At 67.9% G+C, this 21,440-nt stretch carries 23 protein-coding genes and 1 riboswitch; of the genes, 12 read left to right on the top strand and 11 right to left on the bottom strand.

The genetic code is table 11. The annotated features are described in order from the left end of the window. Positions 1-5: 5 nt before the first annotated feature. On the bottom strand, positions 6-1,043 hold the full coding sequence (locus tag P9A17_RS13725; protein WP_278039187.1) for a diiron oxygenase: 1,038 nt from the start codon (positions 1,041-1,043) through the stop codon (positions 6-8). A 184-nt stretch (positions 1,044-1,227) separates the two neighbouring features. On the opposite strand from P9A17_RS13725, the gene serC reads away from it, so the two are divergent. Continuing rightward, entirely contained in the window at positions 1,228-2,343 is a 1,116-nt protein-coding gene (serC, locus tag P9A17_RS13720) for a phosphoserine transaminase (RefSeq protein WP_278039186.1), read from the top strand. 90 nt (positions 2,344-2,433) lie between these two features. Continuing rightward, complete coding sequence (gene sepH / locus P9A17_RS13715) at positions 2,434-3,246, top strand: septation protein SepH (protein WP_278039185.1); 813 nt, start codon at positions 2,434-2,436, stop codon at positions 3,244-3,246. A gap of 29 nt (positions 3,247-3,275) precedes the next feature. Here sepH and P9A17_RS13710 read toward each other — a convergent pair whose 3' ends face one another. Together P9A17_RS13710 and P9A17_RS13705 are read right to left on the bottom strand one after the other, a co-directional pair. Beyond that, positions 3,276-3,545: a DUF2537 domain-containing protein gene (locus tag P9A17_RS13710; RefSeq protein ID WP_278039184.1), complete on the bottom strand. Its 270-nt coding sequence runs from the start codon at positions 3,543-3,545 to the stop codon at positions 3,276-3,278. Further along, positions 3,542-4,369: an RNA methyltransferase gene (locus P9A17_RS13705; RefSeq protein WP_278039848.1), complete on the bottom strand. Its 828-nt coding sequence runs from the start codon at positions 4,367-4,369 to the stop codon at positions 3,542-3,544. The genes P9A17_RS13710 and P9A17_RS13705 overlap by 4 nt, the downstream gene beginning before the upstream one ends. 54 nt (positions 4,370-4,423) lie before the next feature. Between P9A17_RS13705 and P9A17_RS13700 the strand changes: the two genes are divergently transcribed. After that, a complete protein-coding gene (locus P9A17_RS13700; RefSeq protein WP_278039183.1) occupies positions 4,424-4,675 on the top strand; it encodes a DUF2530 domain-containing protein in 252 nt (83 codons plus the stop codon). A 10-nt stretch (positions 4,676-4,685) separates the two neighbouring features. Further along, positions 4,686-5,138 (top strand): SRPBCC family protein, encoded by a 453-nt coding sequence (locus P9A17_RS13695; RefSeq protein WP_278039182.1) that lies wholly within the window; start codon positions 4,686-4,688, stop codon positions 5,136-5,138. Here P9A17_RS13695 and P9A17_RS13690 read toward each other — a convergent pair. Then, positions 5,135-5,962 carry a DUF3027 domain-containing protein gene (locus P9A17_RS13690; protein ID WP_278039181.1) on the bottom strand — a complete coding sequence of 276 codons (828 nt, stop codon included), beginning with the start codon at positions 5,960-5,962 and terminating at the stop codon, positions 5,135-5,137. The two genes, P9A17_RS13695 and P9A17_RS13690, sit on opposite strands and share 4 nt — an antisense overlap. A 208-nt stretch (positions 5,963-6,170) precedes the next feature. On the opposite strand from P9A17_RS13690, the gene P9A17_RS13685 reads away from it, so the two are divergent. Next, on the top strand, positions 6,171-7,733 hold the full coding sequence (locus P9A17_RS13685) for an MFS transporter (protein ID WP_278039847.1): 1,563 nt from the start codon (positions 6,171-6,173) through the stop codon (positions 7,731-7,733). Further along, positions 7,730-8,248 (top strand): DUF2771 domain-containing protein, encoded by a 519-nt coding sequence (locus P9A17_RS13680; protein ID WP_278039180.1) that lies wholly within the window; start codon positions 7,730-7,732, stop codon positions 8,246-8,248. Before P9A17_RS13685 ends, P9A17_RS13680 begins: the two co-directional genes overlap by 4 nt. Here P9A17_RS13680 and P9A17_RS13675 read toward each other — a convergent pair. Further along, positions 8,233-9,246 carry a glutathione S-transferase C-terminal domain-containing protein gene (locus P9A17_RS13675; protein ID WP_278039179.1) on the bottom strand — a complete coding sequence of 338 codons (1,014 nt, stop codon included), beginning with the start codon at positions 9,244-9,246 and terminating at the stop codon, positions 8,233-8,235. The two genes, P9A17_RS13680 and P9A17_RS13675, sit on opposite strands and share 16 nt — an antisense overlap. A 53-nt stretch (positions 9,247-9,299) precedes the next feature. On the opposite strand from P9A17_RS13675, the gene P9A17_RS13670 reads away from it, so the two are divergent. Further along, positions 9,300-10,154, top strand: a complete 855-nt coding sequence (locus tag P9A17_RS13670) for a DUF559 domain-containing protein (protein ID WP_278039178.1) — start codon at positions 9,300-9,302, stop codon at positions 10,152-10,154. Between the two features lie 81 nt (positions 10,155-10,235). On the opposite strand, the gene P9A17_RS13665 is transcribed toward P9A17_RS13670, so the two are convergent. Then, positions 10,236-10,646, bottom strand: coding sequence for a cold-shock protein (locus tag P9A17_RS13665; RefSeq protein ID WP_278039177.1), 411 nt, complete (start codon positions 10,644-10,646; stop codon positions 10,236-10,238). 149 nt (positions 10,647-10,795) lie between these two features. Here P9A17_RS13665 and P9A17_RS13660 point away from each other — a divergent pair, with 149 nt between their 5' ends. The 4 genes from P9A17_RS13660 (at position 10,796) to P9A17_RS13645 (ending at position 14,441) form a co-directional block, all read left to right on the top strand. Next, positions 10,796-11,203 carry a YccF domain-containing protein gene (locus P9A17_RS13660; protein ID WP_278039176.1) on the top strand — a complete coding sequence of 136 codons (408 nt, stop codon included), beginning with the start codon at positions 10,796-10,798 and terminating at the stop codon, positions 11,201-11,203. Further along, positions 11,200-12,261 (top strand): GTP 3',8-cyclase MoaA, encoded by a 1,062-nt coding sequence (moaA, locus tag P9A17_RS13655; RefSeq protein ID WP_278039175.1) that lies wholly within the window; start codon positions 11,200-11,202, stop codon positions 12,259-12,261. The genes P9A17_RS13660 and moaA overlap by 4 nt, the downstream gene beginning before the upstream one ends. 21 nt (positions 12,262-12,282) lie before the next feature. Next, a complete protein-coding gene (locus P9A17_RS13650; RefSeq protein ID WP_278039174.1) occupies positions 12,283-12,531 on the top strand; it encodes a MoaD/ThiS family protein in 249 nt (82 codons plus the stop codon). 246 nt (positions 12,532-12,777) lie between these two features. After that, a riboswitch (cyclic di-AMP (ydaO/yuaA leader) is annotated at positions 12,778-12,989 on the top strand. Positions 12,990-12,998: 9 nt separating this feature from the next. Continuing rightward, positions 12,999-14,441 carry a transglycosylase family protein gene (locus P9A17_RS13645; RefSeq protein WP_278039173.1) on the top strand — a complete coding sequence of 481 codons (1,443 nt, stop codon included), beginning with the start codon at positions 12,999-13,001 and terminating at the stop codon, positions 14,439-14,441. A gap of 3 nt (positions 14,442-14,444) precedes the next feature. Here P9A17_RS13645 and P9A17_RS13640 read toward each other — a convergent pair whose 3' ends face one another. The 4 genes from P9A17_RS13640 to P9A17_RS13625 are packed head-to-tail and all read right to left on the bottom strand — an operon-like array spanning position 14,445 to position 16,010. Next, the gene (locus P9A17_RS13640; RefSeq protein WP_278039172.1) at positions 14,445-14,870 is read right to left on the bottom strand and encodes a molybdenum cofactor biosynthesis protein MoaE; all 426 of its coding nucleotides are present in this window, start codon (positions 14,868-14,870) and stop codon (positions 14,445-14,447) included. Continuing rightward, entirely contained in the window at positions 14,867-15,346 is a 480-nt protein-coding gene (locus tag P9A17_RS13635; RefSeq protein ID WP_278039171.1) for a MogA/MoaB family molybdenum cofactor biosynthesis protein, read from the bottom strand. Before P9A17_RS13635 ends, P9A17_RS13640 begins: the two co-directional genes overlap by 4 nt. After that, complete coding sequence (moaC, locus tag P9A17_RS13630) at positions 15,343-15,825, bottom strand: cyclic pyranopterin monophosphate synthase MoaC (RefSeq protein WP_278039170.1); 483 nt, start codon at positions 15,823-15,825, stop codon at positions 15,343-15,345. Before moaC ends, P9A17_RS13635 begins: the two co-directional genes overlap by 4 nt. After that, a complete protein-coding gene (locus P9A17_RS13625) occupies positions 15,825-16,010 on the bottom strand; it encodes a hypothetical protein (RefSeq protein WP_278039169.1) in 186 nt (61 codons plus the stop codon). Before P9A17_RS13625 ends, moaC begins: the two co-directional genes overlap by 1 nt. Positions 16,011-16,074: 64 nt before the next feature. On the opposite strand from P9A17_RS13625, the gene P9A17_RS13620 reads away from it, so the two are divergent. Further along, the gene (locus P9A17_RS13620; protein ID WP_278039168.1) at positions 16,075-18,360 is read left to right on the top strand and encodes a helicase-associated domain-containing protein; all 2,286 of its coding nucleotides are present in this window, start codon (positions 16,075-16,077) and stop codon (positions 18,358-18,360) included. Here P9A17_RS13620 and P9A17_RS13615 read toward each other — a convergent pair. Further along, positions 18,343-21,297 (bottom strand): hypothetical protein, encoded by a 2,955-nt coding sequence (locus tag P9A17_RS13615; RefSeq protein ID WP_278039167.1) that lies wholly within the window; start codon positions 21,295-21,297, stop codon positions 18,343-18,345. The genes P9A17_RS13620 and P9A17_RS13615 overlap by 18 nt on opposite strands. Positions 21,298-21,440: the final 143 nt, after the last annotated feature.

Genomic DNA, 21,440 nt, shown 5'->3' with positions numbered 1-21,440 from the left:
ATCCGTCAGGCGACCGGCGCGAGATGCTGGCGGGCGGGCTCGCTGCGATAGCGGCTGGGCGTTCCGCTGATTCGGCAGATGCGCCACATCAGCTTGGCGACCGGGTTCATCAGGCCGGTGTCCTGGCAGAGCATGCGGACGTCGCCGAACATGTCGCGCAGCATCTTTCGCGATTCGGGGGACTTGAAGAAGATGTCCTTGCGGACCGAGCGCGGGATGTCGAATTCCTTCCAGAACGCGCGCGGCGGCACGATGATCGCCGAGCACAGCACCCGCATGACGACCGGCACGTAGAGCGACAACCAGAATCGCTTCAGGCGAGGCAGGTGCGGCACTCGCTTGCGCAGGTACTCGTGCGCGAACGAGATGTGGCGGGCTTCCTCGGCAACGTGGATGGCCATCACGCGCTCCATGATCGGATGCAGGGTCTTACCTTCGCGCAGCACGTTCTTCTGGGTGTGGTCGATCGGTTCCTCGCCCGCGAGGATTCCGAACCAGAACGGGATGGGCGCTGGACCGGCAACCAGCGGGATGACGGGCTGGATCCACTTGAGCATCTTCGGCATGCCGGGCACGTCGGCGCCGATGTGGTTCACCATCTCCTGGAACATCAGGGTGTGGTTGCACTCTTCGACCGCTTCGTGCAGGCAGTAGCGGTATTCCGCGGAGCCGTTGGGCGTCCAGAACGCGTACTCCATCAGGCCGCGGATCAGGATCGACTCGAAGTGCAACCCGACCTTCGCGACATTGGCCTGGCGCCACATGCCGATCTCGATCTGCCGCTCGACAGACTGCGACTTGTACCAGTCGTGCTGACCGATCGGATCCGTCGCCGGCAGGATCCAGCGCTCGTCATTCGGGATGACCTTGAACTCGGGCGAATCCCAGTCGATGTCGGTGTACGGGTTGAAGTTGCGCCGCACCGAACCCTCCGAGAGGGTCATCAGCTTGTCCACGTACTCGCGATCTTCTGGGCCGTCGCCCAATTCCATGTTCTTGCGCCAGCGGCGGATCATGCGCGTCTTCGCTTCTTTGACAGCCATTGCAGCCTCCTGTCGAGCTTTACATTCGTCTGCGCTCTGTACAGGAACAGTACCCACGGTCCCAGGAATTAACCAGGGCCTTTCCGCAGTTGTGCGATACCGGGGTTATCCGCGTCACATGTGATCCAAACCACAGGCTGCCCCGGGATCAGTGCGCTGACATGCCCAGTCCTACCCTTGACCCATGGCCGAGACGCTGACCATCCCCGCCGAACTCAAGCCCGCCGACGGACGATTCGGCTGCGGGCCGTCCAAGGTCCGGCCGGAACAGCTGCAGGCCCTCGCCGCAGCGGGCGACATCTTCGGCACCTCACACCGTCAGGCGCCGGTGAAGAACCTCGTCGGCCGCATCCGCGACGGACTACGTCAGCTGTTCTCGCTTCCCGACGGTTACGAGGTGATCCTCGGCAACGGCGGGTCGACCGCGTTCTGGGACGCCGCCGCGTTCGGCCTGATCGACCAGCGCTCACTGCACCTGACATACGGCGAATTCAGCTCGAAGTTCGCGTCGGCCGTGGCGAAGAACCCGTTCGTCGGCGACCCCATCGTCCTCAAGGCCGATGCGGGCAGCGCCCCGAAGCCGCAGTCCGACCCGTCGGTCGACCTGATCGCATGGGCGCACAACGAGACGTCGACAGGCGTGGCGGTCCCGGTGACGCGGCCCGAAGGATCGGGCGACGCGCTGATCGCGATCGACGCCACCTCGGCCGCAGGCGGCCTGCCCGTCGACATCACCGAGGTCGACACGTACTACTTCGCCCCGCAGAAGAACTTCGCCGGTGACGGCGGACTGTGGATCGCCATCGCGTCTCCCGCAGCGCTGGCCCGGGTCGAGTCGATCGCCTCAGCCGGCCGGTGGGTCCCGGAATTCCTGTCGCTGCCGATCGCGATCGACAACAGCACGAAGAACCAGACCTACAACACCCCGGCAATCGCGACGCTGGTCCTGCTGGCCGAACAGGTCGACTGGCTCAACGGCAACGGCGGCCTCGACTGGGCCGTCAAGCGCACGGCCGACTCGTCGCAGCGCCTGTACTCATGGGCCGAGGCGGCGTCGTTCGCCACGCCGTTCGTCACCGACCCGGCACTGCGCTCGCAGGTCGTCGGAACCGTCGACTTCTCCGACTCCGTGGACGCGGCCGCCGTGGCCAAGACACTGCGGGCCAACGGCATCGTCGACACCGAGCCCTACCGCAAGCTGGGCCGCAACCAGCTGCGCGTCGGCATGTTCCCCGCCGTCGATCCCGACGACGTGAGTGCACTCACTGCCTGCATCGACTGGGTTGTCGAGCGTTTGTAGCCGACTGCCGCGTGTCACCGGAGTTACGGACTGATAACGCAGTAGGGTGACCTGATTATCGGGCTTGGCGCCAGCCCGGAGGAGGTCGCAATGCGGGAGCTCAGAGTCGTCGGACTGGACATCGACGGCAAACGCATCATCTGCGAGACCGGCGATTCCGGCGAAAAGTTCGTCCTTCGGTCCGATGACCGGCTCAAGGCCGCCGTCCGCGGCGACCGTGCTGGTTCCAATCAAACCGCGATCGATGTCGAGGTCCCGAACATGCTGCGCCCGAGAGAGATTCAGTCCAAGATCCGCGCCGGCGCATCGGTCGAGCAGGTCGCGTCCGCGGCTGGTGTCGACATCTCGCGGGTGGAACGGTTCGCCCACCCCGTCCTGCTGGAGCGCGCCCGCGCCGCCGAGCTGGCCACCGCGGCGCACCCGGTGCTGGCCGACGGACCCTCGGTGCTCACGCTGCTCGAGACGATCACCTCGGCGCTGATCGCGCGCGGCCTCGACCCCGACGGCACCAACTGGGACGCGTGGCGCAACGAGGACGGACGCTGGACCGTGCAGCTCGCGTGGAAGGCCGGGCTGTCGGACAACGTCGCGCACTTCCGCTACGCACCCGGCGCGCACGGCGGCACCGTCACGGCATTCGACGAGTCCGCCACCGAACTCATCGACCCGAACTACACGCCGCGTCCGCTGCGGCCGTTGGCCCCCGTCGCGCAGCTCGCACTCGAAGAGCCCGCACCGGCACCGGCACCGGCGCCCGAACCCGAGCCGACCCCCGAGCCGGAGTCGGTCGCCACGCCCGAGCCGGCGCCCGCCGCCGCGACGCCCCGTCCGCGCAAGGGCCGTCCGGCCGTGCCGGCGTGGGAGGACGTCCTGCTCGGCGTCCGCTCCAGCGGCCAGCGCTGATTCCCAGCCCGCACTACGCCTGAATCCCCTTATCCGGCAACGGAAATAGCGACCAGCGCCACCCAGGCGCCGGCCACGCCGACACCGGAACCCAGCACGAACCAGCGCCACACCGGCACCTTGCGCCACCCCCACACCGTCGGCGCGAGTCCACCCACCGCAACGAGATTCAGCCCGGCCGCCAGCAGTGGGTGCACCCGCATCAACCCGATGCTCAACACCACGATCGCTGCCGCGAGCACCGCAGCGACGAACGCCGCCACCGTCAACCCGGTCGCCCAGGGCGTCTCGTCGCTCACCGGCCGAGCCTATCCCGCTCGTAGAAGGCCAGCGCCGCAGCAGTGGCGACGTTGAGCGAGTCCGTCCCCCGCGACATCGGGATCCGCACCCGCACATCGCTCGATCGCATCGTGTGTTCCTTCAGGCCCGGCCCCTCGGCGCCGACAAGGATCGCCACCCGCTGATCCGACAGTTCCGTCATTGCCTCCGCCAGCGTCTGCGCCTGCGGATCCGGCGTCATCGCCAGAATCCGAAAGTCGTTGTCCTGCAATATCGTCAGATCCTGCGGCCACGCCGTCGCCCTGGCGAACGGAACCAGAAGCGCATGGCCCATCGACACTCGCACGGCCCGCCGGTACAGCGGGTCCGCGCAACCACTGCCGAACACCACCGCGTCGACCCCGAGCCCTGCCGCGTTACGAAAGACCGACCCCAGGTTCTCGTGGTCGTTGACTCCCTCGAGCACCGCCACGGTGCGCGCGCCGTCGAGCACCTCGGCCACCGTGAGATCGGCTGCGCGCGATGCCGAGGCCAGCACTCCCCTGTTCAGGTGGAACCCGACGGCCTCGGCCATCACCTCGGCGTTCACCCGGTAGAACGGCGCAGTGACGCCGCCGAGGTCGGCACCGAGTTCGGCGAGGCGGCGGTCGGTGCCCAGCAGCGCGCGCGGCACGAACCGGGACGCGATCATGCGCTGCACCACCAGTACGCCCTCGGCGATCACCAGACCTTTGCCGCTCGGCAGATCCGGTCTGCGGTCGACACTGTTGAGGTCGCGGAAGTCGTCGAGGCGCGGGTCCGCGGGATCGGTGATGTCCACGACGTTGTCGAAGACGCCGGCCATCACAGCGGTAGACACTACCCACCGCCCGGCACCGGTCGTTTAGGTTGGGACGCGATGGAACCCGACACCTCACCACAGCCGCCGCCGCTGCCCGCGGCGCTACTCGCCCCGTGGCCCGTCATCGTCGCCATCACGTGCGGCTGGGTGATCGCCACCGTGCTCGCGTTCGCCGTCACCGCCCTGCACGACTGGCGGCCCGTCACCGTGGCGGGGCTGGGGGTCGGGGTCCTTGGCACATCGATTTTTCTGTGGCAACGTCACTCCGCGCGACGCGGACACCGCGGCGCTCAACGCGGTCTGACGTAGGAGAAAAACCATGGCAGCGCCGATATTGCAGGCCGAAGTCGACATCAACGCCCCGGTGTCGACAGTCTGGAATCTGGTCTCCGACTTGAGCAAGATGCCGCAGTGGAGCCCGCAGTGCCGGCTGATGAAGCCGATCGGGCAGCTACGCCAAGGCGCCCGCACCGTGAACTTCAACCGCCGCGGCCTGCTGGTGTGGCCCACCACGTGCCGCATCACCGAGTTCGTCCCGGAGAAGAAGCTGGCGTTCCGGGTCAACGAGAACCACACCGTGTGGTGCTACGAGCTCGAGCCGACGGAGGCGGGCACCCGGCTCATCGAGACACGTCACGCCGAGAACGGCACGACGGCGGTGTCGAACTTCCTCGTCGGCAACTTCATGGGTGGCGTGCCCGACTTCGAGAAGGAACTCATCGACGGAATGAACCTGTCGCTGACGCGAATCAAGGCCGCCGCGGAGCGTTAGCTCTCGGTCCGCTCCACCATCTCGACGACCCCGTCGTCATACGGGTCGAACATCGGCGAGCCGGTACCCGGCGCCGGGGGTGTGTCCGAGTGCGCACCGCACCCGAATTCGGCGTCGACGACATGCCCGTCGGAGGCGTACTCGTTGGCGCAGACCCCGAACATCACCCCGAGCGATCCCCCGAGCGGCAGGTAGAAACCACAATCCCGGCACATCCGCCGGGTCGCCCGGGCCATCGCCGACCCGGGACCGAAGTCACCGTCGTGCCAGCGCTGCGCGGCATCGTTGCGTCCCCACAAGCTGAGCACCTGACGACGGCCGAAGCCGACCTCGACAGCGACCTCGTCGATCTGCGGATCCCCGGTGGCCATGAAGCCGGGGGCCAGACGCGGATCGTCGGACGGCGGGGCAAGCAGATCTCCGGGGCTCAGGTCCCCCGGGCGCACCCGCTCCTCCCACGGAATCCACTTCGGCGCCAACAGCGCGGTGGGGCCGGGGACGAGAACCACCTCGCTGATGGTGGCGTGGGTGGCTCCCGGGCAGGCAGCAACGACGACGGCCCACTGCCACCCGCGGTAGCCGGGCATGTCCGCCAGGAAGCGGTGCGTCGCCGAGGTCGGGTCTTCGAATCCCGCACCCAGATATTCGCCGACCGTGTCCTCACCGCTGAACTCCGCAATCGCAGCGCGGGCGTCCTCGACGGCGCCCAGCAGAACGGCCTCGAGGGCGGGGGCGAGCACCGTCGACTCGGGCGCGTCCGCCTGTTCGGCGGGCGCCTGGCCCAGTTCGGTGGCCTGCTGATCGGGTTCGGTCATGCTGTCCATCGCCTCCAATCTTGCCTGATCCAGGCACGGCCTAGCCACACCGGTCACCTGCGCGGCCACTGTGGGCCCGATGGGGGAGAATCGACGCGTGACCGGACCGCGGCGAGACCCCCGGGACCCTGACGGTCAGCAGGGTGGACGCTACTACCCGCCGCGCCCACCTGCCGGAGAACACCCGGGGGTGGCCAACTACCCGAGCGATCCGGGGATGCGTCCCGGAGCCGACCGCAGAAGCAGTCGCCCCTATTCGCCGAGCGACACCACCAACCGGTGGCTACCTCCACTCGACGATCGCGCGCGCCAGCGCAGCAGTTCGTACGTTCCGCCGCCGGGCCGCGAGTACGGCGAGAAGGTGACGGTGACGCGCGCCGCCGCGCAGCGCAGCCGCGAAATGGGTTCGAAGGTGTACGGCATGGTGCACCGGGCGGCCACCGCCGACGGCGCCGACAAGTCGGGGCTGACGGCGCTGACGTGGCCCGTCGTCGCGAACTTCGCTGTCGACGCGGCGATGGCGGTCGCGCTGGCCAACACGCTGTTTTTCGCGGCGGCCTCCGGTGAGAGCAAGAGCAAGGTCGCGCTGTACCTGCTCATCACGATCGCGCCGTTCGCCGTCATCGCCCCGCTGATCGGGCCCGCGCTGGACCGGCTGCAGCACGGCAGGCGGGTGGCGCTGGCGGCATCGTTTGCGTTCCGTACCGTGCTCGCGCTGGTGCTCATCGCCAATTTCGACAGCGCGACGGGCAGTTTCCCGTCCTGGGTCCTCTATCCGTGTGCACTCGGAATGATGGTGCTGTCCAAGTCTTTCTCGGTGCTGCGCAGCGCCGTCACCCCGCGCGTGCTGCCACCGAGCATCGACCTCGTCCGGGTGAACTCCCGGCTGACGATGTTCGGTCTGTTGGGCGGCACGATGATCGGCGGTGGGATCGCGGTGGCGGCCGAATACGGATTCCAGCTGTTCCAGATGCCGGGCGCGCTCTACATCGTCGTGGCGGTGACCATCGCCGGCGCCGTCCTGGCGATGCGGATTCCCAAGTGGGTCGAGGTCACCGAAGGCGAGGTGCCCGCGACGCTGCACTACCACGGTGACACCGAAGAACTGCGTCGCGAACCGCACGGCAAGGAGAAGGCCCGGCAGCCACTCGGGCGCAACATCATCACGTCGCTGTGGGGCAACTGCACCGTCAAGGTCATGGTGGGCTTCCTCTTCCTGTACCCGGCGTTCGTCGCGAAGGCGCACGACGCGAGCGGCTGGGAACAACTGCGCATCCTCGGGATGATCGGCGCGGCCGCAGCCGTCGGGAACTTCGGCGGCAACATGATCGCGGCCCGCCTGAAACTCGGGCATCCCGCCCGTCTTGTGGTGCGCTGCGCGCTCGCCGTCACTGTGATGGCGCTGGCGACCGCGCTGACCGGCAACCTGTTGGTGGCGGCGGCAGCGACGTTCGTGACGTCCGGCGCCGCGGCGATCGCCAAAGCCTCACTCGATGCGTCTCTGCAGGACGATCTGCCGGAGGAGTCGCGGGCCTCGGCGTTCGGACGCTCGGAGTCGCTGCTGCAATTGGCGTGGGTTGCCGGCGGCGCCACCGGGGTGCTGATCTACACGGAGCTGTACGCCGGCTTCACCACCATCACCGCGATCCTGATCCTCGGACTTGCCCAGACGGTACTGAGCTATCGTGGCGAGTCGCTGGTGCCGGGACTCGGCGGTAACCGTCCCGTGCTGGCCGAACAGGAAGGCGTACGGACGGATGCGGCGGTGACGCGCGAGTGAAACGAGTTGTCGCTGTTCTGGTGACGGTGGCGCTGCTCTCCATGATCGGCACGGGCGTGCTCGTGTGGCAGTTGTCGCGCAACCACGCACCGGAACTGCCTGAGATCTCGGCGTTTTCGCACGGACACCTGACGCGGACCGGCCCCTACCGGTTCTGCGAGGTCCTCAACCCGACCGATTGCGTCGTCCCTGAATCTCAGGGCGAGCTGCCGGTGAGCGGGACGCATCCCGTCCAGTTGTCGATCCCCGAGGACATCTCGCGGGCGCCGTGGGTGCTGTTGCGGGCCTACGAGGACGACGACCTGATCGAGGAGTTCCGACCGGGCACCACGCTGGCGGTGACGATTCCGACGGTGGACGCGCAGCGCGGCCGGCTCACGGGCATCGCCGTGCAACTGCCGACGCTCGTCCGCGACGAGGCGGGCAACGAGTTCCCCGTGCCCCACGCGGAGTGGTCGGTGCGCACGGTGTGGGCCGAGTCGGAGGAGTACCCGGAGTCTCAGCCGGCCGAGTGACCGTCGGGCACCCGCTCCGGCTCCGGCGGCGGCCCCGGTGGCGTGCCGTCACCGAACGGCTTGCCGCCCAACGCTTCTCGACCGTGTGGGGTCAGCCAGTTGGCCAGATCCGGCCCCTTCGGGACGACGCCCGTGGGATTGATGTCGGTGTGCACCATGTAGTAGTGCTGCTTGATCTGGACGAAATCGGTGGTGTCACCGAACCCCGGCGTCTGGAACAGATCGCGCGCATAGGCCCACAGCACGGGCATCTCGGAAAGCTTGCTGCGATTCGTTTTGAAGTGACCGTGATAGACCGGATCGAAGCGTGCCAGCGTGGTGAACAGCCGCACGTCGGCCTCGGTGATGGTGTCCCCCACCAGGAATCGCCTGCTTTCCAACCGCTCCGACAGCCAGTCCAGCGCAGTGAACAGGCGGTCGTAGGCCTTCTCGTAGGCCTGTTGCGAGCCCGCGAAACCGCATCGGTACACGCCGTTGTTGACCTCGGTGTACACCCGCTGGGAGACCTCGTCGATCTCGTCGCGCAGCGGTTCGGGATACAGCTGCGGGGCGCCGTCGCGGTGGTGGGCAGTCCACTCGGTGGAGAAGTCGAGGGTGATCTGAGGAAAGTCGTTGGTGACGACCTGCCCGGTCGGGATGTCGACGATCGCCGGGACGGTTACCCCTTTCGGATAAGCCGGGATGCGTTTGTTGTAGGCGTCGCGCAGGAAATGGATGCCGAGCACCGGGTCGACGCCGTCGGGGTCGAGGTCGAACGTCCAGCTGCGCTCGTCGTGGGTGGGCCCGCAGAAGCCAATGGAGAGAACATCTTCCAGGCCGAGCAGCCGTCGAACGATGATCGTCCGATTCGCCCACGGACACGCCCTGGCCACCACGAGCCGGTAGCGGCCCGGCTCGACGGGGTAGCCATCGCGGCCGTCGGCGGTGATCCGGGTGGAGATGTATTTGGTGTCCCGGTTGAACTCGCCCTCCGAGGACGAATCAGCGACGTAAGCCATGGATGTTTTGTACCCGTCTGGAACGCCGACCGCTCCACTCCCGTCCAATTCATATGGGCCCTTTCCTTGGGACCGAGGCTCTGGCGTCGGGACGCATGACGCGTCACGATCTGAGGACGCGGTTCGAACTGGTTCATCGCAACGTCTACATTCCGCGAGGTCACGTACTCACGACAGTCGAAAAGGCTGAGGCCGCGTGGCTTTGGTCGCGACGCGAGGCCACGCTGGCAGGGCTGTCAGCTGCAGCCGTGCTCGGCAGTCGATGGATCGACAACAGGTTGCCCGCCGAACTCAACCGGCGATCGCGGGACACGACTGCAGGGGTGATCATTCACAGCGGCATCCTCGCTGCTGATGAGATCACCGTGGTCCGCGGCTTACCCGTCACGACGCCGGCGCGCACCGCATTCGATTTGGGGAGAAGACCCGGTCTGTCCTCCGCCGTCGCGCGTCTCGACGCGCTCTTTCGTGCCTCCGCCGTCGATCAGCAGGAGGTGCTGCAGCTCGCGGCGCGCCACGGGAGGGCCCGCGGTCTGGGTCAGCTTCGTCAAGCGCTTGCCCTGACTGATGCCGGTGCCGAGTCTCCGCAGGAAACCAGGCTTCGGCTGGAACTCGTTGCTGCGGCGCTGCCCACGCCGAGCACACAGATCGACGTCTTCGATACGAAAGGGTTTTTCGTCGCACGTGTCGACATGGGCTGGCGCAGGTGGCGCGTCGGCGTGGAATACGACGGCACCCAACATTGGGGCAATTCGCGACAACGCAGCCGCGACATCGACCGCATCGCCGAATTGGAGGCGCTGAAATGGAAGGTGATCCGCGTCAGCGCCGAGATGCTTCGTGATCGAGTGTCGACGGTCATCTCGCGGACACGCATGGCACTCTCGGCTGCGGGGTGCCCCATCTAGCCGTTCAGCGTCGAGTTGTTGTCGTCAAATCGAGCGGAATGGCGCAACAACTCGACGCTCGCATCCCCTCGACGCTCGCGGCTACGCGTCGAGCTCGCGCGCGACGGCCTTGACCACTTCCGAGACCCGGCGGGCCACCTTGCGGTCGGGGTACTTGCCCTTGCGGAGCTCCGGCTGCACCGCGCCTTCCAGCAGCGTGATCATGTCTTCGACCATGCCGTGCAGCTCGTCGGGGGTGTGCTTGTGCTCGACCGCCGTGGCTTCCCGCCGATTCCGGCTGACGCTCGGCGGCGGGTCGATGAGCTTCACCTGCAGCGCCTGCGGCCCACGACGGCCCGCGGCGACCCCGAATTCGACCTTCTGCCCCGCCTTGAGGCCTTCGATGCCGGCCGGCAACGCCGAGGACCGCACGTAGACGTCTTCGCCCTCCTCCTGTGAGAGGAACCCGAAGCCCTTCTCCGCGTCGTACCACTTCACCCGGCCGGTCGGCACTGGTCTCACCTGCTGTCTGTCTGGAGTCGAAACATAAAGATAAGCGCCCCGCCTGCGCCGGGACGCGTCCGGGGAAGATCCTACTCGGACCGCCCGGCGACCAGCATCCGCTTATATCGGTAGGCTGCAGGTCACCGCTGGAGGAGAACATGCGACTGATCCTGAACGTCATCTGGCTGATCTTCGGTGGCCTGTGGTTGGCGCTCGGTTACGTCCTGGCGGCGCTGATCTGCTTCGTCCTCATCATCACGATCCCGTTCGGGTTCGCATCGCTGCGTATTGCGGCGTATGCGCTGTGGCCGTTCGGTCGCACCATCGTCGAAAAGCCGGGTCCGCGCCCCGGCGCGCTCGTCGGCAACGTCATCTGGGTCATCGTGGCCGGGGTGTGGCTGGCGATCGGCCACATCACCACCGCGATCGCCATGGCGATCACGATTGTCGGTATCCCGCTGGCGCTGGCCAACCTCAAGCTGATCCCTGTGTCACTGATGCCGCTCGGCAAGGAGATCCTGCCGGTCGGCGAGGCGCGCGGCCGCGTGGTCGGGTCGGTGCCGTGACGGTCGTTGCGCTGGGTGTGCCGTCGGTGCACCGTCCGCTCTCGCCCGCTCCCGCAGACGGGCCGCTGGTCGATACTTTCGGCCGGGTGGCGAAGGACCTGCGGGTATCGCTGACTGACCTGTGCAATCTGCGCTGTACCTATTGCATGCCCGCCGAGGGTCTGGACTGGTTGTCCAAGGACGCGAAGCTGAGCCGCGACGAGCTCATCCGTCTGTTGCGGCTCGCGGTCACGCGGCTGGGCATCACGAGTATCCGGTTCACCGGCGGCGAGCCGTTGGTCGTGCCGCATCTCGAGGACGTCATCGCTGCGACGGCGGCGCTGGACCCGAAGCCTGAGATCACGTTGACGACCAACGGCATCGGACTCGCCAAGCGCGCCGCGGGCCTCAAGCGCGCGGGGCTGACCCGGATCAACGTCTCCCTTGACACCGTGGACCCGGCCAGGTTCGCCGCGATCACCCGACGGGACCGGTTCGACGACGTCGTCGCCGGACTGCGCGCCGCCAAGGAGGCGGGACTGGACCCGGTGAAGGTCAATGCCGTGCTCGATCCCGCATCGGGGCTCGAGGATGCGGTCGGGCTGCTGAGGTTCTGCCTCGACCACGGCTATCAGTTGCGCATCATCGAGCAGATGCCGCTGGATGCCGGCCACTCGTGGACGCGCGATGGCGCGCTGAGCGCCGACGACATCCTCGCGACCCTGCGCAAGCATTTCGCGTTGTCGCCCGATCCGGTGCCGCGGGGATCCGCGCCGGCACAACTGTGGCGTGTGCACGACGGCCCGCGCGTCGCCGGGAAGGTCGGGATCATCGCGTCGGTCTCGCACGCGTTCTGCGCCACATGCGACCGCAGCAGGCTGACTGCCGACGGCCAGGTGCGCAATTGCCTGTTCGCGCGCGACGAGACGGATCTGCGTGCGCTGCTGCGCTCCGGCGCCGACGACGACGCCCTTGAGGCCGCGTGGCGCGCGGCGATGTGGGCGAAGGCCGCGGGGCACGGGATCAACGATCCCGACTTCGTGCAGCCTGACCGCCCCATGAGCGCGATCGGCGGCTGACCGGTGCATGCGGACACCCGGGTGCGTGTCACCGTGCGTTTCTTCGCCGCGGCGCGCGCCGCGGCAGGCGTGGAGTCCGAGACGGTCGACCTGCCTGCCGGCGCGTCCATCCACGATATCGTCGCGATGCTCAAGGCCCGCGGTTCGGCACTGGCCACGGTGCTCGCCCGGTGCTCGTACCTTCATGACGGAGTTGCGGTGCGCGACATGAGCGCTGAGCTTCTCGACGCACAGACGGTCGACGTTTTGCCGCCGTTTGCCGGTGGGTAGTCGCCCAGATCCTTCCCACCTATTCCGTGATTTACATCACATCACGAAATGATCACGGGATGGCTACGACCAGGTTGAGCTGCCCGGCACCTGCAGGAACAACGGTCACTCCTGGTCTTTTAGAGATTTTTTAGTATTTGCCGCGGGCGTAGACACGGCCGCGAGCAAAAGATGACGGGGCCCAAACGAGCCGTTACCGTCTTGAACCAGGCCGTTCGATCCCCACATTCCGATCGGCCCGCCGCACCACCAATTGCGCCGAGCTCCATCCATTGGTGTGCGGGGACAACGAGATACACCTGGATGGAGGCGGGGGACCCACTGGTCCACCGGAATCAGGACCTGGAACCGACTTCGGTTCCTTGGGGTGAAGCCGTCGTCGTTTCGACGAGGACGGCCGGGCGACCTCTCCAGCCCGAACCCGACAGCTGACCTCGCGGGCGCTTCAGAGAGGACCACACGCACTTATGAGTGGACGGCACCGCAAGCCTGCTTCACCTGCCAAGAACGTCGCCAAGATCGCGTTCACCGGCGCAGTCATCGGAGGCGGAAGCCTCGTCGCCGCCGGCCAGGCCGGCGCTGCCACAGACGCCGAGTGGGACACCGTCGCGAATTGCGAGTCCAGCGGCAACTGGGCCATCAACACCGGCAACGGCTACCACGGCGGCCTGCAGTTCTCGCCGAGCACATGGTCGGGTCACGGTGGTGGCGAATTCGCACCAACCGCATACCTGGCCACCAAGGAAGAGCAGATCGCCGTCGCCGAGCGCGTCCTGGCGTCCCAGGGCAAGGGCGCGTGGCCGTCATGCGGCCGCGGCCTGTCCGGCGCGACGCCACGCAACGTCGTCGAACAGCCGCCGGCCCCCGCACCTTTCGATCCGCTCGGCCTGAACGCGCTGCTGCCGCCTCCGCCGGCGCCGTTCAACCCCTTCGCTCCTCCGCCGCCCCCGCCGGCCCCTGCACCATTCGACGCGATGGCCGCTCCCGCACCGCTTCCCCCGGCACCGCTGCCGCCCGCGCCCCCCGCGCCGGTCGACATGCTCGCGGCCCCGGCACCGTTGCCTCCGGCACCAATGCCCCCGGCTCCGTTGCCCCCGGCGCCTCCCGCGTTCGACGCGCTGGCCGCTCCGGCACCCGCACCGCTGCCCCCGGCCCCCGAAGCACTGCCCGCGCCTGCCGCGCCCCCGGCGTTCGACGCGCTGTCGGCTCCGGCGCCCATCGACCCGGTGTCGATCCCGGCGCCCGCGCCGGCACCGGCCGTCGAAGTTTCCAACATCACGCCGCTGGATGCTCCGGCTCCGCAGAGCGCCGTCATCGCGGCCGCCAACTGGGATGTCGCGCCCGCTCCGGCTCCGGGTGAGCCTCAGGTGTGGTCCCTCGGCCTCGCGGACGCCCCGCTGCAGCCGGCCCCGGTCGTGCCGCCTGCCCCTCCCGCGCCTGCGCCCGCTCCGGCGCCTGCCGCACCAATCGTCGCTGCCGCGGCGCCGGATCCCTTGGCGCCGCTCGGGAACGTTCCCGTGCCGGCCCCGGCCTTCGACATCGCCAACCAGGCGATCTCGGGCGAGCTTCCGGTTCCCGCCGAGGTTCCTCACCTCGCCAGCCCGGAAAACCTCCCGCCCGGCGCGGCGCTGACGCCTCAGGGTCCCCAGCAGAGCGCCAACGTGACGTATCTCAAGGAGATCTGGCACGCGATCAGGACTCAGGAGATCTCCGGTTCGGATGCGCTCCTGGCTCTGACCCAGCGTCCGATGACCTCGCCTGACAACCGTGGCGGCCCGGTGCCGATGGCTCCGGTCGGACCGGCTCCGCTGCCTGACGCTACGGCTCCGCTGGCTGCACCCGCACCGGCTCCCGGTGTTCCTGCGCCGGCCCCCGCGCCGGTTCCGGCTCCGGTCCTGCCGCCCGCCTGATCTCTAGGCGGAGTTGACCCATTCGTCGGTGCCGTCGGCGAAGAACTGATGCTTCCAGATCGGTAGCCGCTCCTTGACGCGGTCGACCAGCCGGGCGCACGTCTCGAACGCTGCGCCGCGGTGGTCGGCTGAGACGGCCGCGACCAGGGCAGCATCTCCGATGTGCAGCACGCCCACCCGGTGGCTGACCGCGATCGCGCGTACCCCGTGGGATTCGGCGGCGACCTCGGCGACGACTTCGGCCAGTGTCTGCTCGGCCGTGGGATGTGAGGAGTACTCCAGCCGCGTCACGGTCCGTCCGCCGTCGTGATCACGCACGACCCCGGCGAAGGCGACGACGGCCCCCGCGGACTCGTGGGATACCAGGCTCTCGTGGTCGGTGACGTCGATCGTCTGGTCGGTGAGCGCGGCGCGCACGACGGTGGTCATCGCGGATGGTCCTTGCCTTGCAGTTGGTCGAGGGCGTGGTCGAGGACGTCGGCGAGGACTCCGAGGCCGTCCTTCACCCCTCCGACCGAACCGGGCAGGTTCACGACCAGGGTTCGCCCTGCCACGCCGCAGACGCCGCGGGACAGCACCGACGTCGGGACCTTCGGCAGGCCGGATCGTCTGATGGCATCGGCCAGTCCGGGGATTTCGTAGTCGAGGACGGCAGAGGTGATCTGCGGTGTCGCGTCGGTGGGCGAGATGCCGGTGCCCCCGGAGGTGAGGACGACGTCTGGGTGCTCACTCAGTGCGGCTCTGAGCGCCGTGGCGACGGGGTCGCCGTCGGCGACAACGACTGCCGCGGGGGTGTCGATGCCGCGCGCGTTGAGCCATTCGACGAGCAGCGGTCCGCATTTGTCCTCGTAGACGCCGCTGGAGGCGCGGGTCGACGCGATGATGACCACGCCGGAGCGCGTCACCGGGACCACGTCCCCGTCTTGCCCCCCTCTTTGTGGACGACGCGGATACCGTCGATGCTCGCGGCGCGGTCGACGGCCTTGATCATGTCGTAGACAGTCAGAGCCGCGACGCTCACCGCGGTCAGCGCTTCCATCTCGACGCCGGTGCGGTCGGTGGTGCGCACCGTGGCGGTGATGCCGATGGCTCCGGGATCGTCCTCGCCGTCGACGGTGAACTCGATGTCGACGCCGGTGACGGCCAGCGGATGGCACAGCGGGATGAGGTCGCTGGTGCGTTTGGCGGCCATGATCCCAGCGATGCGGGCAGTGGCCAGCGCATCGCCCTTGGGCAATCCGTTGGCGGTGATCATCGCGACGACGTCGGGGCGCGTGTGGACGGTCCCTTCAGCGGTGGCGGCCCGCTTGGTGGCGTCCTTGGCCGTGACGTCGACCATGTGGGCCGCGCCGGTCTCGTCGAGGTGCGAGAGGCTTTCGCCCACTACTTGTTGACGACGGTGACAGCTTGGATGAACGGCAGCTCTTCGGCCGGCACAGGGAACGTGATGTCCCCGAACGGCGACAGCGAGCCGGTGCGATCGGAGGCCAATTCACTGACCGCATGGTCGTCGGGATCGGTCGTCGGCCAGCCTGGATCGACGTAACGGTTCTTCTTGTCTTGAGCCACGCAGACATTGTGGCAGGCGGATCGCCGGCTGGCGAGGTCGGGAGGCTCCTTTACGCTGGTCACGATGAGTGCTCGCGCCACGACCCCAGGCTTGCCGTTGGCAGCCTGGCTGGCTGAATCCGACGACCAGCAGCTGATCACGCTGCTGCGTCTGCGGCCGGACCTCACCCAACCCCCGCCTGGCAGCATCGCCGCGCTGGCCGCAAGGGCTGCGGCCCGCCAATCGGTCAAGGCCGCCACCGATGACCTCGATTTCCTGCATCTGGCCGTGTTGGACGCGTTGCTCGCGGTGCATGCCGAGACGACGGCTGCGTCGTTCGCCGATCTGGCCGCGGCGCTCGGGGAGCGCGCCGATGGCGCGGATGTGCGCGTCGCCCTCGATGATTTGTATGCGCGCGCCCTTGTCTGGGGAGATGTCAGCGGGGACGGTGCGCTGCGCGTCGCCGCCGAGGTCGCGTCCAGCCTGCCCTGGTATCCCGGGCAGGCCACGATGGAGAATGCGTCGCTGTCTGCCGACGAGGTGATGTCGGCGCTGAAGTCCGTCGACGATGCGTCCCGCGAGCTGCTGGACAAGCTGCTGGAGGGGTCTCCTGTCGGACGGACCCGCGATGCTATGCCGGGAACGCCGCCTGATCGGCCCGTCCCTCGGCTGCTGGCTGCCGGCCTGTTGCGCCGCATCGACGACGACACCGTGATCCTGCCGCGTCTGGTGGGTCAGGTGATGCGCGGGGAGACCCCCGGTCCGGTGAGCCTGTCCCGGCCCGATCCGACCGTGACGACGACGAAGGCCTCCGATGTCGACGCTGTTGCGGCCGGAGCGGCGATCGATCTGCTGCGCGAAGTGGAGGTTGTGCTCGAAACTCTCAGTGCCGCACCGGTTCCCGAACTTCGCAGCGGCGGCCTCGGGATTCGCGAGGTGAAACGGCTGACCAAGGTCACCGGGATCGACGAACGCCGCCTCGGCCTGATTCTCGAAGTGTCCGCCGGCGCCGGCCTGATCGCGCCGGGCATCCCGGAGCCGGACCCGTCCGATTCCGACGGGTCGGCGTGGGCCCCGACGGTGGCCGCCGACCGATTCATCGAATCGCCGACGGCCCTCAAATGGCATCTGATGGTGTCGGCATGGCTGGAACTGCCCGGGCGTCCCAGCTTGGTGGGCAGCCGCGGACCTGATGGTAAACCCTATGCCGCCCTGTCGGATTCGTTGTTCTCGACGGCGGCGCCGCTCGATCGCAGGCTTCTACTCGACACCCTGGCCGAGATGGCGCCGGGGGCAGGCGTCGACACGGAGAGCGCGTCGGCGGCGATGGTGTGGAACCGGCCGCGATGGGCGGCGAGGTTACAGCGCGACCCGGTCGCCGACATGCTCACAGAAGCCCACGCGATGGGCGTCGTCGGTCGCGGCGCCATCGCGACACCGCTGCGGCGCCTGCTGGCAGGCGCCGACGACGAGACCGTCATCGCCGCCATGGCGAAGATTCTGCCCGCCCCGATCGACCATTTCCTGGTGCAGGCGGATTTGACCGTCATCGTGCCCGGACCCCTGGAAAGGCCGCTGGCGGAACAGCTCGCGGCAGTCGCCAACGTCGAGTCGGCGGGTGCGGCCATGGTCTACCGCATCGACGAGGCGTCAGTGAGGCGCGCGCTCGACACCGGCAAGACGGCAGGCGAACTGCACGCGCTGTTCAATCGGCACTCCAAAACACCTGTGCCGCAGGCGCTCACCTATCTCATCGACGACGTCGCGCGGCGCCACGGGCAGCTGCGGGTCGGCATGGCGTCGTCGTTCGTCCGGTGCGAGGACGCTGCACTCCTCACCCAGGCGGTGGCTGCGCCGGCGACCGAGGCGGTGGAGTTGCGCCTGCTCGCCCCGACAGTCGCGGTGTCGCAGGCCCCGATCGCCGACGTGCTCAACGCGCTGAGGGCCGCAGGGTTCGCGCCGGCCGCCGAGGACGCCACGGGTGCCATCGTCGATCTGCGCGTTCGGGGCTCCCGCGTGGCTGTGCCCGGTCGGCGGCGCGGGTACCGGCACAACGCGGTTCCCACCGATCAGACCCTCGCCGCGATCGTGGCCGTACTGCGCAAGGTCGCGTCGGCCCCACCCACCGGTCTGCGCCTGGATCCGGCGGTGGCGATGATGGAGCTGCAGCAGGCGGCACACCACCAGGAGTCGGTCGTCATCGGCTATGTCGACCCGGCGGGTGTGGCCACCCAGCGGGTGGTGGCCCCGATCAATGTGCGCGGCGGTCAGCTCACCGCGTACGACCCCGCGTCCGGGCGCGTGCGCGAATTCGCCATCCACCGAGTAACTTCGGTGGTCGCCGCGGACTCGTCAGAGGGCCAGGACTGAGCGGAAGACCGTCACCGCCACGACTCCGGGCAGCACATTGCTGACGTTCGTGTCGTCGGTGACGAAGACGGTCAGCGTCCTGGTGACGCCGAGGGCGTCGAGCAGTCCCCCGCCGTATCTGGTCGCCTTGAAGGTGACCGCCTCCAACGCCTGCTTGTATTGCGCGACGGTCCCCGGGCCGGTCAGTTTTAGCTCGCCGGTCGAGGTGTTGAAGGCCGCGGTGATCGGGTTGCCTGCGATCGGGGCGTAGGCGAGGGTGTCGCCGGTGGTGAACCTGTCGGTGATCTTGACCGAGGCGCCGCTGAGCACCTGGGAGTCGGTGTCGACGATCGTGGCGAGGGTGATCGGTTTGACCGTCTCACCGACCGTGGGGAAATCCAGTGCCGCCAACCCGACCGTCACGACGGTCGGGCGGTCCGGGTCCTTCACCAACGCCGTTGCCACGCCGGGCACGAGCGCGGTGAGTCCGGAGTCGTCGGTGACATTGATCGACATCGTCCTGAGCACGCCGGCACCGCCCGTCGCGGAGAATGTCACCGCCTGCAGCGCGGCCTCGTACTGGTCGACCGTCGCCGTCCCCGACAGCGTCAGCGTGTCGGTACCGTTCCACGAAGCGGTGATGGGGTTGCCCGCCTGCGGGGTGTAGCTGAGCGCGTCCCCGGCCTGACGGCCGGCGCCGATCGCCACGACGGCACCTGTCAGCACCGTCGAGTCGACGTCTTCGATGGTCACTAAAGGCGTGAGCACCGAACCCGGCCGTCCGATGGTGTACGTCGGCGGGATCGGCGCCGCGACGATCGTGGGGCGCAGCGGCAGAATGGAATTCGCGAAGACGGTGCCGGGCGCGGGGCTGGTGTCACCGTCCCCTTCGGTGACGTTGATCGTGACGGTGCGAGGGAGCCCGACCTGTGTCGTGCTGAATGTCACGGCCTTCAGGGCCGCCTGGTACTGCTCGACGGTGGCCGTACCCGACAGGGTCAACGTCCAGTCGTTGTTCTGCACCACGGTGATTGGATTTCCAGGCACCGCAACGAATCCGAGCTTGTCGCCCGCGAGACGGATCAGAGGCGCGATGGTCACCACGGCACCTTTGAGCTCGCCGTTGTCGGCGTTGGCGATGACAACAGACGACAGCAGCTTCACCGGCGGCTTGCCGATCGTGTGAACAGGCAGTCCCACCGGAGTCACGATGAGCGGTAACTCGACTCCGAGGGCCGGAAGGACCGTCGCGGCGACGAGCGCGGGCGCGAGGCTGTCGATGTCATCGGCGTCGGTGAGCGTGATTCCCACGGTCCGGACCGCGAGCCCAAGCTGGGTTGCGCTGAAAGTGATTGCCTTGAGGGCCTTTTCATAGTCAGCTTTCGACGCGAGCCCCGAGAGCTCGATCGTGTGGGCGTTGACCTGATTCACGGCGAGATCGACCCCGCTCGGAGCCGAGTACTGCAACTGGTCGCCCGTCACCCGGCCCACATCTCCGATCGTGATGATGGCTTTCTTCAGGGACGCCGAATCCAGGTCGACGATCTCGGCGACCGACAACAGGTTGACCGGCGTGCCGCCCAGGAAGTAGGGCAGACCGCCGACGGCCACCACTGACGGCGGGGCATCGAGCGGGATGGTGGGGAGTACGACCGTCACGACGAAGGCCGGGACCAGATTGTTGAGGCCGTGTTCGTCGGTGATGGTGAAGTCGACGGTACGGCCGAGGAGACCGGCTGTTGTCGTGCTGAATGTCACTGCCTTCAAGGCTGTTTCGTAGTCGGCCTGCGATGCCTCACCGGTGAATTTGAGCGTGTAGTCGTTGACCTGCTCGACGTCGATCGTGATGCCGTCGGGCGCCACATAATGCAGTTGGTCCCCGTTCTGGCGGTTGAGGCCGACGGTGACGGTCGCCTCTTTCATGTTCGGCGAGTCGACATCTGTGATGTCCGCGACCAGCAGCAGGTCGACAGGCTCGGCGCCGACGATGTAGGGCAGACCACCCACGACGACGAGCGTGGGGGGACCCGCAATGATGGGCTGCGACTCGAATTCGACTGTTTGCGTGAGGTTGTCGCGTTGCGCCAACCCGAAGAAGCGGGCGACCGAATGCAGCAGGTTCTGGATGGTGCCGAGAATGCCGGGTAGATGCTCGGAGTCGTCATGGATGATGACGTCGAACGTGACCGGGACACTGTCACCGATGACCGGCAGCGTCGGCGTGTACACGAAGGCACCCGTGAGGGGTTCGCGGAACACCAGACCGGTATCGGGTTGCACGATCTCGTAGGTGAGCGGGTCGCCGTTGGGGTCGTACGCGTCGATCGTAATGATCGTCTGACCCGTCAGGATCTGCTCCGTCTCGACCCCCCGCACGACGGGCGTCTTGTTGAAGAAGGTGTGCGTGATCAGGCGACGTATGTACGCCAGCACCCCGTCGGCGATGGGCGACGGCGCCGGTAGTTCGGGATCGGCCAGCGGCGCAACGACGTTCGCCACCACGGCGCTGAGTACCTTGGCCGGTTCGGCGGCGCCGGCGTCTTCGGGGGCGGCGGGGACGTCGAGTTCGACGGCGGCGCTGGGCTTCACGGAATCGCGCTTCGTCGCGGCTATCGCCGGCGCACCTTCGGGTTCAGGTTCCTCGTCGGAGTCGTCATCAAGGTCGGCCAGTGCTTCGGCGTCGTCATCGTCCTCGTCGAGGTCCTCGTCGACGTCGACGTCGACGTCCTCGTCATCGGCGTCGTCGTCACCCGTGTCGGCTTCCTGGGCATCCGCGTCGCCGTCAGCACCACCCGACTCGTTCGCCGAGCCTGCGTCGTCCTGCCCGGAGGGCGCATTGCCGGATTTCGTCGACGCAGATGGTGCGCTCGACGATCCCGAATCGGAGTCGGTCTCCGCCGAGGCGAACCCCGTCGCCGAGTTGGCGATGGCGAGACCGATCCCCAGGGAGACAGCCAAGGCGCCGACGCGACCGACGTAGACGGCGTACCTCGACGCCGCTCGGCAGGTACCCGGCGCTGCCCAGAATCGTGACCCGCTTTCCGAAGCGTCCGCGCCGGCAGTCCGGTGACGTACGGGATTTCCACTCATGCGCCGACCCT

Origin of the sequence: Mycobacterium sp. 236(2023) (assembly GCF_029623955.1) — a bacterium.
In the GTDB taxonomy this organism is placed as follows: domain Bacteria; phylum Actinomycetota; class Actinomycetes; order Mycobacteriales; family Mycobacteriaceae; genus Mycobacterium.
The sequence above is the reverse complement of the archived record's forward strand: the minus strand, read 5'-3'. Positions and strand labels throughout refer to the sequence as shown.

Coding starts and splice junctions, on each gene's coding strand:
- P9A17_RS13695 (WP_278039182.1), top strand. CDS start 4,686: ATGGCAGCGCCGATATTGCAGGCCGAAGTCGACATCAACGCCCCGGTG.
- P9A17_RS13660 (WP_278039176.1), top strand. CDS start 10,796: ATGCGACTGATCCTGAACGTCATCTGGCTGATCTTCGGTGGCCTGTGG.
- serC (WP_278039186.1), top strand. CDS start 1,228: ATGGCCGAGACGCTGACCATCCCCGCCGAACTCAAGCCCGCCGACGGA.
- P9A17_RS13670 (WP_278039178.1), top strand. CDS start 9,300: ATGGGCCCTTTCCTTGGGACCGAGGCTCTGGCGTCGGGACGCATGACG.
- sepH (WP_278039185.1), top strand. CDS start 2,434: ATGCGGGAGCTCAGAGTCGTCGGACTGGACATCGACGGCAAACGCATC.
- P9A17_RS13725 (WP_278039187.1), bottom strand. CDS start 1,043: ATGGCTGTCAAAGAAGCGAAGACGCGCATGATCCGCCGCTGGCGCAAG.
- P9A17_RS13705 (WP_278039848.1), bottom strand. CDS start 4,369: ATGGCCGGCGTCTTCGACAACGTCGTGGACATCACCGATCCCGCGGAC.
- P9A17_RS13620 (WP_278039168.1), top strand. CDS start 16,075: ATGAGTGCTCGCGCCACGACCCCAGGCTTGCCGTTGGCAGCCTGGCTG.
- P9A17_RS13645 (WP_278039173.1), top strand. CDS start 12,999: ATGAGTGGACGGCACCGCAAGCCTGCTTCACCTGCCAAGAACGTCGCC.
- P9A17_RS13700 (WP_278039183.1), top strand. CDS start 4,424: ATGGAACCCGACACCTCACCACAGCCGCCGCCGCTGCCCGCGGCGCTA.
- P9A17_RS13690 (WP_278039181.1), bottom strand. CDS start 5,962: ATGGACAGCATGACCGAACCCGATCAGCAGGCCACCGAACTGGGCCAG.
- P9A17_RS13675 (WP_278039179.1), bottom strand. CDS start 9,246: ATGGCTTACGTCGCTGATTCGTCCTCGGAGGGCGAGTTCAACCGGGAC.
- P9A17_RS13640 (WP_278039172.1), bottom strand. CDS start 14,870: ATGACCACCGTCGTGCGCGCCGCGCTCACCGACCAGACGATCGACGTC.
- P9A17_RS13685 (WP_278039847.1), top strand. CDS start 6,171: ATGCGTCCCGGAGCCGACCGCAGAAGCAGTCGCCCCTATTCGCCGAGC.